Below are 17,099 nucleotides of genomic sequence, written 5' to 3'. Positions count from 1 at the left end.
ATGCGGCGTCCGAGCACCACTGGCCTGGTGTTCTGCCTACTGTATGCGGCGGTGATCGTTGGCTGCCGCTGGATGGCGAGCAATCTGCAGGTCGATGGCCATCTCCAGGCAGGGTTGCGGCAACTGCCGTTCGTTCCAATCACCCTTCCGCTGGCGATGCTCGACCTGTTGCCATGGTTGGAGCGGTTGCCGAGGGTCGTCGCATACGTGCTGGTGTTGCTGCCCATGTTCTGGGCGAGCTACTGGCTGGGTCGGTCCTTGGAGCGGTGGATCGGTGGTGTGGTCGCCTCGCGCAGGGCCGCATCGGCGCGCAGGCATGCTGATGGGGGGTGATGCTGTTCGGCGTTCTCGTGCTTGCCGATCGGCGTCGATGTCGTGCTGGATTCGCCATATGCGCTTCCGTTCGACGATGCGTCCATCGACATGAGATAGGTACCGCTGGCACGGTCGTGCCGCGCCGCAGTGGTCCCGATGTGGCAGGAGTGGTTGGCGCGCCGCCGCGCGCCCATGTGCTGCGGTCAGGGCTTGGCTTTGGGCAATCGTGTCAGATAGGTGCCGCTGGCCCTGTCGTGCCGCGCCGCAGTGGTCCCGATGTGGCAGGAGTGGTTGGCGCGCCGCCGCGCGCCCATGTGCTGCGGTCAGGGCTTGGCTTTGGGCAATCGTGTCAGATAGGTGCCGCTGGCCCTGTCGTGCCGCGCCGCAGTGGTCCCGATGTGGCAGGAGTGGTTGGCGCGCCGCCGCGCGCCCATGTGCTGCGGTCAGGGCTTGGCTTTTGGTAATCGCGTTAAACAGGTGCGGCTGGCACGGTCGTGCCACGTCAACCGCTCCCGATCGACCAGCGCCCACCAGAACCCCAACCCGCCCAGCAGCAACGACACCGTGCCGACCAGGTAGCGCCGCCACAGCGCGCCCCAGCCTGGCGCGTTGCCGTCGGCGCCGTGCAGGCGCAGCCGCCATGGACGCATGCCCAGGGTCTGGCCACCGCGACGCCAACTCAGCGTCGCGTACAGGCCGGCCACCACCCAGCAACACAGCCACAGCAGCCACTGCAGGGTACTGAACGGGGCGATGTTCTCGCGCGGCGCATGGCCTTCCAGCGTGTAGCCGAGGGTGAACAGCGCCGAGACCACGAACCACAGCGCCAGCACAGGCCAGGCGTCGTAGAACAATGCCAGCAGCCGCCACAGCAGCAGCGCGCGTGGACGGGGGGCGGAAGCGGGAGGCGGTGCGCTCATCGGTACAGCTTAGAGCCAGTCGCGCGCTTTGCGGTGGACTGCGTTGCGCGCGGCTCGGACATGTGCCGCCCTGCGCTCGTCCCGCCCACATCGACCTTGCGCCCCCGGGCAAAGCCGCTAGGCTTTCCCGAATCCCGAATCCCGAATCCCCGATTCCCAATCCCCAATCCCCAATCCCCAATCCCGAAAATGCCCTCCCTGCATTCCCCCGCCGAACGCCGCCAGCAGACGCAACGGCTCGCGCCGCTGCGCGAGGCCGATGCGGCGGCGATCCAGCAGTTCCTGGATGCGGCCTGGGCCGAGCAGGGGTTGGCGCGGCAGAGCCTGGACAGCTACCGCCGCGACCTGGAGGGTTTCGCGCGCTGGCGCGACGGTGCCGGCGGCGGGCTGGCCGGTGCCGATCGGCAGGCGCTGTTCGATTACCTGGCATGGCGTACCGAACTGGGCTATTCGCCGCGCAGCAATGCGCGCTGGCTGTCGTCGCTGCGCGCGTTCTTCGCCCTGCGCGTGCGCCGCGGCGAGCGTAGCGACGATCCGACCGCGTTGCTGGAACCGCCGCGGCTGCCGCGTTCGCTGCCCAAGGCGCTGGCCGAGAGCCAGATCGATGCGCTGCTGGCGGCGCCGGACGCGACCGCGCCGGCAGGTCTGCGCGACCGCGCCATGCTCGAGCTGATGTACGCCGCCGGCTTGCGCGTCAGCGAACTGGTGAACCTGCCGGCCAACGCGGTCAATCTGCGCCAGGGCGTGCTGCGGGTCACCGGCAAGGGCAGCAAGGAGCGGCTGGTGCCGCTGGGCGAGGAATCGCAGCACTGGCTGCAGCGCTATCTGGACAGCGCCCGCCCGGCGCTGGCGGCCGGGCAGGCGGTGCCGGCCAGCGATGGCGTGGTGCCGCTGTTCATCGATGCCGCACGGCGCGCGCTGACCCGCCAGCAGTTCTGGGCGCTGGTCAAACGCTATGCGGCGGTGGCCGGAATCGATCCTGCCCGGATCAGCCCGCACGGCCTGCGCCACAGCTTCGCCACGCATCTGCTCAACCGCGGCGCCGACCTGCGCGCGCTGCAGATGCTGCTCGGCCACAGTTCCCTGTCCACCACCCAGATCTACACGCTGGTGGCGCGCGAGCACCTGCAGAGCCTGCATCGCAAGCATCATCCGCGCGGCTGAGCGCCGCCGCGGCGCGTGCGCGCGCCGCTCAGCCTGTCTACATGGAGCGTGCCGGGGGGTGTGCGACAATCGGGCGATTCGCAGCCCTCATGGATCGCCAATGCTCCGTTTTGCTCTCTGCGCGCTGCTGGGCGCGGCTTCGCTCTCCGCCTGCGCACAGTCCACCTCCCCGGCGCCCGGCGCCGCGTCGGCCAAGGCCGCTCCCGCCGCCAGCGGCGCACCGGGCGAGCAGCGCGTACGCTCGGCGCTGCTGCAGCTCGATCCCAACTTCAAGCCCGACTACATCGGCGCCGCGCCGTTCCCCGGCTTCCGCGAAGTGGTGGTCGGCGGGCAGGTGCTGTACGTCTCCGACGACGGCCGCTATCTGTTCCAGGCGCAGCCGTTCGACATCCAGGAAAAGCAGTTCGCCTCCAGCGAAGGCCTGCTGAGCTACCGCCGCAAGCTGCTGGAATCGGCGCCACGTGCCGACCGCATCGTGTTCGCCCCGGCCAATCCCAAATACACCATCAGCGTGTTCACCGATATCGAATGCGGCTACTGCCGCAAGCTGCACAGCGAGATCGGCGAGCTCAACAAGCAGGGCATCGCCGTGGAGTACCTGGCGTACCCGCGCATGGGCCTGGGCAGCCAGGACTACAAGGACATGGTCGCGGTGTGGTGTGCGGCGGACAAGAAGCAGGCACTGACCGAGGCCAAGAGCAGCGGCAAGGTGCCCGGCGCGGCCAACTGCAAGAACCCGGTGACCATGCAGTACAACCTGGGCCAGCGCCTGGGCGTCAACGGCACCCCGGCGATCTTCGCCCCGGACGGCACCCAGATCGGCGGCTACCTGCCCCCGGCCAAGATGCGCGAGGCGCTGGACAAGCGCGCGGCGGAAGCGACGAAGGCGGGCGGGAGCCGCTGAGCGCTGGCGCGCTGGGATTCGGCATTCGGGATTGGGGATTCGCTGGAGCGCTGCTGCGGCGAATTCCTTTGAGCAGACGCTCTGCGTGCGGTTTCGGGCTCCTGATTCCCACTTCTACTGCGATCAGGACGCGGTCAGCGCGTCCTCATGGCGAGCGGCGCACCCGGCACGCGCCATTGCCGCGCCGTGCCCGATCCCACGACCCCGCCACGGGCAGGCCATCTACATGGCGTTGCCTGATGGGCGTCCGTGCGCGGAACACCGCTTTTACCAATCCCAAATCCCGAATCCCCAATCCCGGCTTACAATAGCCAGCCCGTTTCCTCACACGGTTCCCCGGACATGATCGTCCTCGAGGGCGCTTCCGCCCTTTCGCCGTTCCGTCGCGCTCGGCTCGAAACCCGCCTGCAGTCCCTCGTTCCCGGCGTGCGCATCGTCGGCGCCTGGCACGTGTACTTCCTCGACGGCGACGACGCCGGGCAACTGGACCTGGTCGCGGCCCGCCGCATCCTGCAGGCGCAGGACGCACCGGCGCCGGCCGAAGCGGGCACCTGCTCGCGCTACGTGGTGCCGCGGCTGGGCACGCGCTCGCCGTGGTCGAGCAAGGCCACCGAGCTGGTCCGCGGTGCCGGCCTGGCGATCCGCCGGGTCGAGCGCGGTACCCGCCTGGACCTGGCCGGCTGGCCCGAGGCGGCGGCCGACCAGGCCGCGCTGGCCAAGCTGCTGCACGACCCGATGACGCAGTCGCTGCTGGACGGCGCCGCGCAGGCGCAGGCGCTGTTCCAGGCGCCGGCGCGCGGCGAGGTCGAGCGCATCCCGCTGGATGCATTGGAAGCGGCCAATGCACGCCTGGGCCTGGCCCTGGCCCAGGACGAGATCGACTACCTGCGCCAGCGCTTCGGCGAGCTCGGCCGCGATCCGGCCGACGTGGAACTGATGATGTTCGCGCAGGCCAATTCCGAGCACTGCCGGCACAAGATCTTCAACGCCAGCTGGACCATCGACGGCAAGGAGCAGGACCGCTCGCTGTTCCGGATGATCAAGCACACCCACCAGCAGACCCCGCAGCACACGCTCAGCGCGTACAGCGACAACGCGGCGGTGGTGGAAGGCCATCCGGCCGCGCGCTACCGCCCGGATCCGGCCAGCGGCGAATACCGCAGCGAGGCGGTGACGCCGTCGGCGTTCTGCATCAAGGTCGAGACCCACAACCACCCGACCGCGATCGCGCCGTTCCCGGGCGCCTCCACCGGCGCCGGCGGCGAGATCCGCGACGAGGGCGCCACCGGCCGCGGCGGCAAGCCCAAGGCCGGCCTGACCGGCTTCAGCGTCTCGCACCTGCGCATTCCCAGCCTGCCGCAGCCGTGGGAGGGCGCGCGTCCACTCAATCCGCGCATGGCCCCGGCGCTGGAGATCATGCTGGACGGCCCGCTCGGCGGCGCCGCGTTCAACAACGAATTCGGCCGGCCCAACCTGCTCGGCTATTTCCGCAGCTTCGAGCTGCCGGAGACGCAGGACCTGACCCGCGCCTACGACAAGCCGATCATGCTGGCCGGCGGCCTGGGCGCGATCGACCGCGTGCAGGTGGAGAAGATCCCGCTGCAGCCCGGCGATGCGGTGATCGTGCTCGGCGGCCCGGCGATGCTGATCGGCCTGGGCGGCGGCGCGGCCAGTTCGGTGGCCTCCGGCGACAGTGCCGAGGACCTGGATTTCGCCAGCGTGCAGCGCGACAACCCGGAGATGGAGCGGCGCGTGCAGGAGGTCATCGACCGCTGCGTCGCGCTGGGCTCGGACAACCCGATCCGCTGGTTCCACGACGTCGGCGCCGGCGGCCTGTCCAACGCCATTCCCGAACTGCTGCACGATTCCAACGTAGGCGGCCTCATCGACCTGGACCGCGTGCCCAGCGACGACCCGTCGCTGTCGCCGATGCAGCTGTGGTGCAACGAATCGCAGGAGCGCTACGTGCTCGGCGTGCCGCAGGCGCGCCTGGCCGAATTCGCCGCGATCTGCGAACGCGAGCGCTGCCCGTTTGCCGCGGTGGGTGTGGCGACCGCCGAGGAGCGGTTGGTGGTGGGCTACGGGGTGCTCGGGACCCGGGACCCGGGACCCGGGGCCCGGGAAGAGCAACAGCAAGGGCCGGTCGCTACTTCTGCCGTTCCGGGTCCCGGGTCCCGGGTCCCGGATCCCGACCAGCACCCCATCGATCTGCCCATGGACGTCCTCTTCGGCAAGCCGCCGAAGATGCACCGCGACGCCCGGCAGCCGCCGGCACCGCGCTGGCCGGAGCTGGACACCGAGGCGCTGGACCTGCGCGAGGCCGGGCTGCGCGTGCTGGCCCATCCGACCGTGGCGGCGAAGAGCTTCCTGGTCACCATCGGCGACCGCAGCGTCGGCGGCCTGACCGCGCGCGAGCAGATGATCGGTCCCTGGCAGTTGCCGCTGGCCGATTGCGCGATCACTTTGGCCGGCTTCGACACCCACGCCGGCGAAGCGATGGCGATCGGCGAGCGCACCCCGCTGGCCCTGCTCGACGCCGCCGCGGCCGCGCGGATGGCGGTGGGCGAAGCCATCACCAACCTGTGCGCGGCGCCGGTGCAGGCGCTGGACCAGGTCAAGCTGTCGGCGAACTGGATGGCCGCGGCCAACCACGACGGCGAGGACGCGCGCCTTTACGCCGCGGTCAAGGCGGTGGGCATGGAACTGTGCCCGCAGCTGGACCTGAGCATCCCGGTGGGCAAGGACTCGCTGTCGATGCAGGCGCAGTGGAGTTTGGCCGGGACCCGGGACCCGGGACCCGGGACCCGGGAGGAGCAAGAGCAACGGCAAAAGCAGGATGCTGCGCCTTGGGACGCTAAATCTGCGGCTGCCGACGGCGCCGCTGTTCCTGGTCCCCGGTCCCGGGTCCCGGGTCCCGCCGCCACCCACAAATCCGTCTCGCCTGTCTCCCTCATCGTCTCCGCCTTCGCGCCGGTCGCCGATGCGCGGGCGCAGTTGACGCCGTTGCTGGCGCGCGAGGCCGAGAGCGAGCTGTGGCTGATCGGGCTGGGCGGCGGCAAGCAGCGCCTGGGCGGTTCGGTGCTGGCGCAGGTGCATGGCGACGGTGCGCTGCCGGCGTTCGGCGGTGCGGTGCCGGACCTGGACGATCCGCAGCGGCTGCGCGCGTTCTTCGAGATGATCCGCGATGCGCGCGAGGCCGGCCTGCTGCTGGCCTATCACGACCGCAGCGATGGCGGCGCGTTCGCCGCGCTGTGCGAGATGGCGTTCGCCTCGCGGCAGGGCCTGGACATCACTCTCGATGCCTGGGGCGACGATCCGTTCCGCAGCCTGTTCAACGAGGAACTCGGTGCGGTGGTGCAGGTCGCCAAGGAAGACCGCGCCGCGTTCGCGGATCTGGTCGAGCGCCATGCGCTGACCGAGTGTGCGCAGCGCATCGCCCGCCCCAGCACTGCTGCGGCGGTACGCGTGGGCCTGGGCGGCAAGACCCTGGCCGAATGGCGTTGGGACGAGTTGTTCGATGCCTGGTGGTCGGTGACCCACGCGATGCAGACGCTGCGCGACAACCCCGACAGCGCCGCCGAGGAACGCGCGCTGGCGCGCGATTTCGCCGCGCCCGGGCTGAAGCCGAAACTGGCCTTCGACCCGGCCGAGGACATCGCCGCGCCGTTCGTCGCCAGCGGCCAGCGGCCGAAGGTGGCGATCCTGCGCGAGCAGGGCGTCAACGGCCAGATCGAGATGGCCAATGCGTTCGAGCGCGCCGGCTTCCGCGCCTTCGACGTGCACATGAGCGATTTGATCGGCGGCCGCGTGGACTTGGCCGACTTCGTCGGCCTGGCCGCCTGCGGCGGCTTCAGCTACGGCGACGTGCTGGGTGCCGGCCGCGGCTGGGCCACCTCGATCCTGGAGCGGCCGGCGCTGCGCGATGCCTTCGCCGCGTTCTTCGCGCGTCCGGACACCTTCGCCCTGGGCGTGTGCAACGGCTGCCAGATGCTCAGCCAGCTCAAGGACATCATCCCCGGTGCCGAACATTGGCCGCGCTTCCTGCGCAACCGCAGCGAGCAGTTCGAGGCGCGCACCAGCCTGCTGGAAGTGGTGGAATCGCCGTCGATCTTCCTGCGCGGCATGGCCGGCTCGCGGATCCCGGTGGCGGTGGCGCACGGCGAAGGCCGCGCCGAGTTCGACACTGCCGTCGACCAGGCCGCCGCGCGCGTGGCATTGCGCTTCGTCGATGGCCATGGCGCCGTCGCCACGCAGTACCCGCTGAACCCGAACGGCTCGCCCGACGGCATCACCGGCCTGACCAGCGACGACGGCCGGGTGACCATCCTGATGCCGCATCCGGAACGTACCCTGCGCTCGCTCAACCTCAGCTGGCATCCGGCCGAGTGGCCGGACGAGGCGCCGTGGCTGCGCATGTTCCGCAATGCGCGGGTGTGGGTGGGCTGAAGCACGCCCCTGGCGCGCTCGCCGCGATGGCGACGCGCCTGCCTGGTGGGCTTCCGACGGTGACGTGTTCTGCGACCTGATCGCGTGCTGGCGATGGGGCCAGCCAGGGCGCCGTCGGCAGCGCCTGCTGCCGCGATGTTCGGGCCGGCGCTGCCGGCTGCGTTGATCGAGGGTCTGCCGCGCTGCCATCGCTGCGGGATGCAGAATGCAGTGCCGGGATTGGTGACGTGGCGCATGCGCCGAATCGCGCGTCGCTGTGTCCCATGTGGGAGGGACTTCAGTCCCGACGCAGCAACGCGTCGAGGCCGGTCGAGCCGGCGGTTTGACGGGCCGATGCCGTCGATTTTTTCTGTGTGTCGAGTGGGTTTCCTCGGCGCATCCCGCTTTCGCATGAGCTGACCGTGCGCGGTCGCGGCTGAAGCCGCTCCTACGGGACATCGTGCTGCGTCGCGCCTTGCGCGGTGCCGTCATGGCAGTACCGCACGTGCGCCGATGCCATTCGCCGCCGCTTGCAGGCGCATGGTGCGTGCTCCTCCCGCGGATAGTGTTCCCCGCTGCGTAGCCCCATCGCGGCAGCCTCCACCTGTCGTCCGGCGCTCAGGTCGCCCAAGTCGCTCCGCTGCGCGACCACTCACCCCCATTTCGCGCAATCGGCGCCATGCGCAGCCGTCTGGAGCCGTCACCCAGCATGCCTGGACGCGCTTTCGCGCCTGTACCACCTGATTGCGTCAAGTCCTTGACAGGAAACGAAATCGCCCGAAGCGCGATGTGTCAAGACTGGCAAGGTGTGTGCCGAAAAATTGGCGCGAGTTGGTTGTTTTCATTGATATTTATCGAAAATTTAACGAAATCAGACTGAATTCGCGGTCTGTGTCACGACATGTGTCGCATTAAGTCAAAAACTTGACGTACTCGAGAGGCCGAGTTAACACTCGGGTCAGTTCCGCATTCCACCTCGGTTCATCTACAGCTCCGAGCAGCGACAGGCGTGAGCCTCTCGCGTCCCGGTAAGGGACGTGCGGCACCAAAAAACCGACAGGGGATCGGCCGGCCGGAACGCCGGGCGAGGGTGGCTTTTTGACCAAAAACCAGCCGAATTGAGGAGCAGTCGTCGATGAATCGGATTTATCGCAAGGTCTGGAACAACGCACTGGGGATGTGGGTCGTGGCATCGGAACTGGCCAGCGGCGATGCGCGCGGGGCCGTCGTCCGCGACCGCCGCGCCGCACGCGCACACGGCCTGGCTCTGGCCGGCGCGATCGCGATGGCGCTGGGCGCCGGCGTCCTGCCCACCAGCGCCCAGGCGCAGGCCCTGCAGATCGGCGACAACGCCAGCGCCAGCGGCGACTACGCCACCGCGGTCGGTGCCGAGAGCAACGCCAGCGGCGCGCAGAGCACCGCGACCGGCGCGGCCAGCAACGCCAGCGGCGACGGCAGCGTGGCCAGCGGCACCCTCAGCGACGCCAGCGGCGTGGAGGCCAGCGCGCTCGGCTACTACAGCACCGCCAGCGGCGACGGCGCGACCGCGCTCGGCGCCGAGAGCATCGCCTCCGGCGCGGCCAGCGCCGCGGTCGGCGTGGCGGCCGACGCGACCGGCGAATACGCCACCGCGGTCGGCGGCTTCTCCAGCGCCAGCGGCTTCAACAGCACCGCGCTGGGCAACAGCGCGGTCGCGCAGGGGCGCAACAGCGTGGCGCTGGGCGCCGATGCGGTGGCGGACCGCGACGACAGCGTCTCGGTCGGCAAGGCCGGCGGCGAGCGCCAGATCACCCACGTGGCCGCCGGCACCGAGGCCACCGATGCGGTCAACGTGGCGCAGCTCGACGCGGTCAGGCAGACCGCCGACACCACCGCCAAGTATTTCCAGTCCAGCGGCAGCGACGCCAGCGATGCCGGCGCCTACGTCGAGGGCGCCAATGCGATCGCCGCCGGCGAAGGCGCCAACGCCATCGGCAACGGCGCCAGCGCACTGGGCAGCGGCGCCACCACGCTCGGCGGCAACGCCACTGCGGTCGGCAGCAACGCCACCGCCGTCGGCGCCTCGGCAACGGCGGTCGGCGGCGCGTTGTCGATCGTCGACGACAACGGCGAGGTGCTGCTGGAAGGCACCACCACGGCGGCCGAGCAGGGCGCCAGCGCGTTCGGCGCCGGCGCGCAGGCCAATGGCGCGTTCTCCACCGCACTGGGCACGGCGGCGCGCGCCGACGGCCTGCAGAGCACCGCCACCGGTTTCTCCGCCGCCGCCACCGGGCTGGCCGCGACCGCCAACGGCGGCTTCAGCCAGGCCGGCGGCGACTTCGCGTCCGCGGTCGGCTACGGCGCCAACGCCAGCGGCGGCAATGCCGTGGCGCTGGGCTATTCGAGCCTGGCCAGCGGGGCGTCCAGCACCGCCGTCGGCGGCAGCGTGCTCGGCCTGTTCACCACCGAGGCGCAGGGCGAGGGCGGCAGCGCATTCGGCGCCGGCGCCTGGGCCAATGGCGACTTCTCCACCTCGGTCGGCTGGTTGAGTTCGGCCGACGGCGCCTCCAGCGCCGCGTTCGGCGCCGCGTCCTGGGCGCAGGCCGACGATTCCACCGCGCTGGGCTACGGCGCCAAGGCCGCGGCCAGCGGCAGCGTCGCGCTCGGCCAGGGATCGGTCGCCGATCGCGCCGACACCGTCTCGGTCGGCACGGCCGGCAAGGAGCGGCAGATCGCCAACGTCGCCGCCGGCACCGAAGGCACCGATGCGGTGAACCTGGACCAGCTCGACGCGGTCAAGCAGGTGGCCGACGGCACTGCGCGGCTGTTCGCCGGCAGCGGCGACGGCACCGCGCTGGCGCAGGGCCAGCAGGCCACCGCCGCCGGCGCCGATGCGCTGGCCGATGGCGACTACACCACCGCCGTGGGGTCCACCAGCACCGCCGCCGGCCTCGGCGCCTCGGCGCTGGGCAGCGGCGCGGTCGCCAGCGGCGCCCATGCCAGTGCGGTCGGCACCGATGCCACGGCGGTCGGCACCTCGGCCACGGCCATCGGCAGCACCGCGACGGTGTACGAGTACGACGAGAACGGTTTCATCGTCGGCAGCCGCGAGCAGACCACCCAGGCCCTGGGCGTGGCCGCCACCGCGGTCGGCGGCGGCGCGCAGGCGCTGGATCCGCTGACCACCGCGGTCGGCACCGGCACCTCGGCCGGCGGTGTGCAGAGCACCGCGCTGGGCTACCACGCGCAGACCTTCAACGACGGCGCCACCGCGGTCGGCGGGCTGTCGGAAGTGGCCGGCGAACTGGGCACGGCGGTGGGCTACAGCTCCCGCGCCGCAGGCGACTACGCCACTGCGATGGGCATCGGCGCGCGCGCCACCGCCACCAGTGCGGTGGCGATGGGCATGAACGCGCTGGCCAGCGGCACCGACAGCGTCGCCGTGGGCGGCGTCAGCACCGCCGCGGCCAGCGCCGGCAACAGCGTGGGCATCGCCGCCGCCACCGGCGTCGGCGGCATCGCGCTGGGCGCCGGCGCGCAGAGCCAGTCCGACTACGCGATCGCGCTGGGCTACAACGCCAACGTGTTCCCGAACCTGCCGGGCAACGTCGATTCGGTCGCCATCGGCCACAGCGCCGGTTCGTTCGCGCCGCGCACGGTGTCGTTGGGCAGCTATGCGCTGGCCTCCGGCGACAGCGGCATCGCGCTGGGTTACAAGGCCATCGCCTGGAATGCCGACAGCGTCGCGTTGGGCGCACGTGCGGTGACGTCGACCTACCACAGCAACGGCACCGCGCTCGGCACCGACAGCCAGGCCAACGGCAGCGATGCCACCGCGATCGGCTACGGCGCGCGGGTCAGCACCTGGCTGGACGATGCGCGCAACCAGGCGCCGACCAATGCGGTCGCGCTTGGCGCGCATTCCTACGCCGCGCGCGACAACAGCGTGTCGGTCGGCGATGTCGGCAACGGCCTGACCCGGCAGATCACCAGCGTCGCCGCGGGCACCGAAGCCACCGACGCGGTCAACGTGGCGCAGTTGCAGGAGGCCGGCAAGTACCTGCAGGCCAGCGCCGGCAACAGCGATGCCGGCGCCTACGTCGAAGGCGACGACGCGCTCGCCGCCGGCGAGGCCGCCAATGCCATCGGCAACGGCAGCACCGCGCTCGGCGCCGGCGCCGATGCGCTCAACAGCGGGGCGACCGCAGTCGGCAGCGGCGCGGTGGCCGCCGGGCAGAACAGCGCCGCCTTCGGCACCAACGCGCAGGCCACCGGGTCGGCGGCGGTGGCGGTCGGCGGGGTGGCGGTGGACGCCAACGGCGAGCCGCTGATCACCAAGAGCGGCGTGGCGGTGGATACCGGCGCCACCAGCGCCGGGGTCGGCGGTACCGCGCTGGGCGCCAGCGCCGATGCCAGCGGTTTCGCCGCCTCGGCGGTGGGCGTGGGCGCCTACGCCGGCGGCGCGCAGGCGTCGGCCTTCGGCGCGGTGGCCAACGCCACCGGCGACTACGCCACGGCGGTCGGCACGCAGAGCGCGGCCACCGGCACCAGCAGCGTCGCGGTCGGCGGTCCGGCCGACCTGATTCCGGGACTGGGCCTGTTCGTGCAGACCCAGGCCAGCGGTGCCAATGCCGCTGCGTTCGGTGCCGGCGCGATCGCCTCGGGCGACGAGTCCACCGCCAACGGCAGCATGACCGAGGCCTCGGGCCTGCAGAGCACCGCGCTGGGCTACTTCGCCTATGCGCCGGGCGACCATGCCAGCGCGCTGGGCGCGCAGTCCTGGGCCAGCGGCGCCAACAGCACCGCGCTCGGCTACTACAGCACCGCGTTTGCGGCCGACAGCGTGGCGCTGGGCGCCAACGCGGTGGCGCGCCGGGCCAACACGGTCTCGGTCGGCGATGCCGGCAGCGAGCGGCAGGTCGTCAATGTCGCCGCGGGCACGCAGTCCACCGATGCGGTCAACCTCGCGCAGCTGGATGCGGTGCGCGCCACCGCCGAAAGTACCTCCAAGTTCTTCGCCCACAGCGGCGGCGGCACGGTCGGCGCCTATGCCGACGGCGAAGGCGCGCTGGCCGCCGGCGATGCGGCCAATGCCTACGGCAGCGGCGCGGCGGCGTTCGGCAGCGGCGCGGCGGCGATGGGCGACGACGCGGTGGCGCTGGGCAACGGCAGCAGCGCCAGCGGCACCGGCGGCACCGCCATCGGCGGCCGCGGCCAGGCCTACGACCAGTACAACCAGCCGATCGTCGATGCCGACGGCAAGCCGGTGTTGGTCGGCGCCAATGCCGGCGAGAACGCCACCGCGCTCGGCGCGGGCGCGCAGGCGACGGGCAGCGTCGCCACCGCCACCGGCTACGGTGCGCAGGCCACCGGCGACCACAGCACCGCCGGCGGCTACAAGGCGCGTGCGACCGGCAACTACAGCCTGGCGCAGGGCGACAACGCCTGGGCCAGCGGCGAAGACGCCAGTGCGGTCGGCGCCTATGCCTGGGCGACGGCCGATGGCGCCTCGGCGTTCGGTACCTCGGCCTGGGCCACCGGCGCCAACGCCTCGGCGTTCGGTACCGGGGCGTGGGCCAGCGGCAGCGGCGCCACCTCGATCGGCTTCAACAGCTGGGCGCCGGGCCTGAGCGCCACCGCGGTCGGTCGCGGCGCGTTCGGCTACGGCAACTACAGCGTGGCGATGGGCTTCCAGGCGCTGGGCAACCAGGTCAACACCATCGCCATCGGCACCAACACCGTGGCCGACGCGGAAAGCGCGATCAGCCTCGGCGCCGGCAGCGAGGCCACCGCCGTCAATGCGGTGGCGCTGGGTGCCGGGGCGGTCGCCGACCGCGCCTACAGCGTGTCGGTGGGCAGTGCCGGGCAGGAGCGGCAGATCACCAACGTCGCTGCCGGCACCGAGGCCACCGATGCGGTCAACGTCGCGCAGCTGGATGCGGTGAAGCAGGCGGCGGCGGCCACCAGCAAGTACTTCCAGGCCAGCGGCAGTGCCGACAGCGATGCCGGCGCCCTGGTCGACGGCGACAACGCGCTGGCCGCCGGCGAGGCGGCCAATGCCACCGCCGACGGCGCCACCGCGCTCGGCGGCGGCGCCAATGCCGTGGCCGCCGGGGCGACCGCGATCGGTTTCAACGCCGTGTCCAGCGGCGTCGATGCGGTTGCGCTGGGCAACACCAGCCAGGCGTCGGGCGAGAACAGCATCGCCATCGGCAGCAACGCCCAGGCCAGCGAGATCGGCGCCACCGCCAGCGGCGCCGGCGCGCAGGCCAGCGGCACCTATGCCACCGCCACCGGCAACGAAGCGGTGGCCTCTGACAACCAGGCCACGGCGACCGGTTTCCGCAGCACCGCGTCGGGCACCGGCGCCACCGCGCTGGGCGGCTACAGCGAGGCCACCGGCTATCTGTCCTCGGCACTGGGCTATGGCGCGCTGGCCTCCGGCAGCTACGGCACCGCGGTCGGCGTGTCCTCCACCGCGTCCGGCAGCGGCAGCGTGGCGGTGGGCGAGTACAGCGTGGCCTCCGGCGAGGAGAGCGTGGCGGTCGGCGGCACCTCGTTCTTCGGCCTGATCCCGGCCGAGGCCTCGGGCGCCAACAGCGCGGCGTTCGGCGCCGGCGCCGGTGCCACCGCCGACTTCAGCAGCGCGCTCGGCAGCCTCAGCTATGCCAGCGCCGACAGCGCCAGCGCGTTCGGCTACGGCGCCTATGCGTCCGGCGTCAACAGCGTGGCCCTGGGCGCGAACTCCGAGGCGTCGCGCGACAACACCGTGTCGGTGGGCAGCGCCGGCAAGGAGCGGCAGATCACCAGCGTCGCCGCCGGTACCGAGGCCACCGATGCGGTCAACGTCGCGCAATTGAACGAGGTGAAGCAGTCCGCCGACGCCACCGGCAAGCAGTTCAAGGCCAGCGGCGGCAGCGACCCGGCCGACGATGTCGGCAGCTACGTGGAGGGCAATTACGCCACCGCCGCCGGCGAAGCCAGCAACGCCTACGGCACCGGTGCCTCGGCCTTCGGCAGCGGCGCGCTCGCGGGTGCCCGCTACGCCACCGCGTCCGGCTACAACGCCACCGCCACCGGCGAGTCCAGCACCGCGATCGGCGGCTCGCTGTACTACACCGACGCGTCCGGCAACGTGCTGCTCGACGGCACCACCACCGCCAGCGCCGCCGGCGCCACCGCGCTGGGCGCAGGTGCGCAGGCCAGCGGCACGTTCAGCAGCGCCAGCGGCGCCGGTGCCGTCGCCAGCGGACTGCAGGCCACCGCCGATGGCTACAAGGCCACGGCCGGCAGCGACTACAGCACCGCGGTCGGCGCCTTCAGCACCGCCAGCGGCACCCGCACCAGCGCGTTCGGCTACGGCGCGGCGGCGGCGGGCAACTACGCCTCGGCGCTGGGTTGGGGCAGCACCGCGTCCGGCGCCTATGCCGCGGCGCTGGGCTACAGCGCCCGCGCCACCGGCGAGGATGCGACCGCGCTCGGTGCCTCGGCCTGGGCCACCGCGGCGCAGACCACCTCGGTCGGCCAGTTCGCCTGGGCCACGGCGCAGGGCGGCACCGCGATCGGTCAGAACGCCTTCGCCTACGGCGGCACCAACGCCACGGCGCTGGGCATCAACGCCTCGGCCAGCGGCGCCGGCAGCGTCGCCCTGGGTTCGGGCGCGCGCACCAGCGAAGCCAACGTGGTGTCGGTGGGCGGCGGCAACGGCGTCACCGCGCCGGCGACGCGCCGCATCACCAACGTCGGTGCCGCGGTCAACGCAACCGATGCGGTGAACAAGGCGCAGCTGGACGCGGTAGCCACCGCGGCTGGCGACACCAGCGCGCGCTTCCAGAGCTCCGGCACCGCGGTGGCCAGCGCCAGCGGCGTGGACAGCACCGCGGCCGGTGCCGGCGCCACCGCCAGCGGCCTGCGCAGTTCCGCGCTGGGCGTGGGCAGCGTCGCCGCTGGCGCAGGTGCCACCGCCAGCGGTGCCGGCAGCTCGGCGACCGGTGCGCGCAGCACCGCGATCGGCCTGCAGACCAATGCGATCGGCGAGAACGGCGTGGCGATGGGCTACAACAGCTTCGTCCGCAACAGCGGCAGCAACGGCGTCGCGCTCGGTGCCAATGCCGGCGTCTCGGCGGACAACGCGGTGGCGCTCGGTGCCGGCTCGCGGGTGTACGAGGCCGACACCGTGTCGCTGGGCAGCGGCAACGGCCGCGGCGGCCCGGCGACCCGGCGCATCGTCAACCTGACCGCCGGCAGCGTCGCCGCCGGCAGCACCGAGGCGATCAACGGCGGCCAGCTGTACCAGTCGCTGAGCAACATGGCCACGTTCCTGGGTGGCGGTGCCGGACTCGGCGCGCAGGGCCTGTTCGTGGCGCCGACGTACGTGATCCAGGGCGCCAGCTACAACAACGTCGGCGCGGCGCTGGCGGCGCTGGACGGCAAGGTCAGCGAACTGGATGCGCGCACCGGCGGCAGCGCCACCGCGGCACGCAGCGCGCGCATGGTCGGCGCCAGTGCGGTGGCCGCGCAGGCCACCGAAGCGGCGCCTGCGGCGTCGGCCGCGACCGCTGCAACCGCGGCGGCGACGCCGGTGTCCGGCAGCATCGGCACCGCGCAGGTCGGCGAAAGCACGGCGGTTGCCTCCAGCGCCACGGCGGTGGGGACCGCCGCGCGCGCCAACGACGTCACCGGTACCGCCATCGGTGGCAGCGCCTACGCGCACGGCCCCAACGACACCGCGATCGGCAGCAACGCCAAGGTCAATGCCGACGGCAGCACCGCGGTGGGCGCCAACAGCCACATCGCGGCGGTGGCGACCAACGCGGTGGCGATGGGCGAGGGCGCCAGCGTCAGCGCGGCTTCGGGTACCGCCCTCGGCCAGGGCGCCAGCGCCACCGCGCAGGGGGCGGTCGCCCTGGGGCAGGGTTCGGTGGCCGATCGTGCGCAGACGGTCTCGATCGGCAGCGCCGGCAACGAGCGCCAGCTCGCCAACGTCGCCGCCGGCACCCAGGCCACCGATGCGGTCAACAAGAGCCAGCTCGACAACGGCGTGGCCACCGCCAAGTCGTACACCGATGCGCGCTTCGGCACCATGGCCGACAGCTTCGAGGTGCTGCGCGGCGACGTCGATGCGCGGTTGCGCGACCAGGACCGCCGCATCGACCGCCAGGGCGCGATGAGCGCGGCCATGCTCAACATGGCCACCAGCGCCGCGGGCATCCGCACCCAGAACCGGGTCGGTGCCGGCATCGGCTTCCAGAACGGCGAGTCGGCGCTGTCGGTGGGCTACCAGCGTGCCTTCAGCGACCGCGCCACGGTGACCATCGGCGGTGCCTTCAGCAGCGACGACAGCTCCATCGGCATCGGTGCCGGTTTCGGCTGGTGATCCATCGCGGACGGCG

The 17,099-nt window shown here is 72.1% G+C and carries 6 protein-coding genes; 5 read left to right on the top strand and 1 reads right to left on the bottom strand.

What is annotated here, in order from left to right; all coding sequences use genetic code 11:
• On the top strand, positions 1–333 hold the full coding sequence (locus tag AC1PMG_RS18285; RefSeq protein ID WP_481109783.1) for a hypothetical protein: 333 nt from the start codon (positions 1–3) through the stop codon (positions 331–333).
• A 425-nt stretch (positions 334–758) separates the two neighbouring features.
• Here the strand turns inward: AC1PMG_RS18285 and AC1PMG_RS18280 are convergent, their stop codons facing one another.
• Positions 759–1,235: an RDD family protein gene (locus tag AC1PMG_RS18280; RefSeq protein WP_481109782.1), complete on the bottom strand. Its 477-nt coding sequence runs from the start codon at positions 1,233–1,235 to the stop codon at positions 759–761.
• Between the two features lie 189 nt (positions 1,236–1,424).
• Here AC1PMG_RS18280 and xerD point away from each other — a divergent pair, with 189 nt between their 5' ends.
• The 4 genes from xerD to AC1PMG_RS18260 all read left to right on the top strand — a co-directional run bounded on the left by xerD (position 1,425) and on the right by AC1PMG_RS18260 (position 17,083).
• Positions 1,425–2,399, top strand: coding sequence for a site-specific tyrosine recombinase XerD (gene xerD / locus AC1PMG_RS18275; RefSeq protein WP_267100354.1), 975 nt, complete (start codon positions 1,425–1,427; stop codon positions 2,397–2,399).
• Between the two features lie 100 nt (positions 2,400–2,499).
• Positions 2,500–3,303 (top strand): DsbC family protein, encoded by an 804-nt coding sequence (locus tag AC1PMG_RS18270; protein ID WP_481109781.1) that lies wholly within the window; start codon positions 2,500–2,502, stop codon positions 3,301–3,303.
• A 342-nt stretch (positions 3,304–3,645) separates the two neighbouring features.
• Positions 3,646–7,749: a phosphoribosylformylglycinamidine synthase gene (purL, locus tag AC1PMG_RS18265; RefSeq protein WP_481109780.1), complete on the top strand. Its 4,104-nt coding sequence runs from the start codon at positions 3,646–3,648 to the stop codon at positions 7,747–7,749.
• A 1,114-nt stretch (positions 7,750–8,863) separates the two neighbouring features.
• Entirely contained in the window at positions 8,864–17,083 is an 8,220-nt protein-coding gene (locus AC1PMG_RS18260; protein WP_481109779.1) for an ESPR-type extended signal peptide-containing protein, read from the top strand.
• The last annotated feature ends 16 nt before the right edge of the window (positions 17,084–17,099 follow it).

This window comes from Xanthomonas sp. NCPPB 2250 (genome assembly GCF_056725265.1).
This window is presented reverse-complemented; position numbering and strand designations above follow the sequence as displayed.

What these genes read in the sequence shown, in the direction of transcription:
- AC1PMG_RS18280 (WP_481109782.1), bottom strand. Translation starts at nt 1,235, where the DNA reads ATGAGCGCACCGCCTCCCGCTTCCGCCCCCCGTCCACGCGCGCTGCTG.
- AC1PMG_RS18270 (WP_481109781.1), top strand. Translation starts at nt 2,500, where the DNA reads ATGCTCCGTTTTGCTCTCTGCGCGCTGCTGGGCGCGGCTTCGCTCTCC.
- xerD (WP_267100354.1), top strand. Translation starts at nt 1,425, where the DNA reads ATGCCCTCCCTGCATTCCCCCGCCGAACGCCGCCAGCAGACGCAACGG.
- AC1PMG_RS18285 (WP_481109783.1), top strand. Translation starts at nt 1, where the DNA reads ATGCGGCGTCCGAGCACCACTGGCCTGGTGTTCTGCCTACTGTATGCG.
- purL (WP_481109780.1), top strand. Translation starts at nt 3,646, where the DNA reads ATGATCGTCCTCGAGGGCGCTTCCGCCCTTTCGCCGTTCCGTCGCGCT.
- AC1PMG_RS18260 (WP_481109779.1), top strand. Translation starts at nt 8,864, where the DNA reads ATGAATCGGATTTATCGCAAGGTCTGGAACAACGCACTGGGGATGTGG.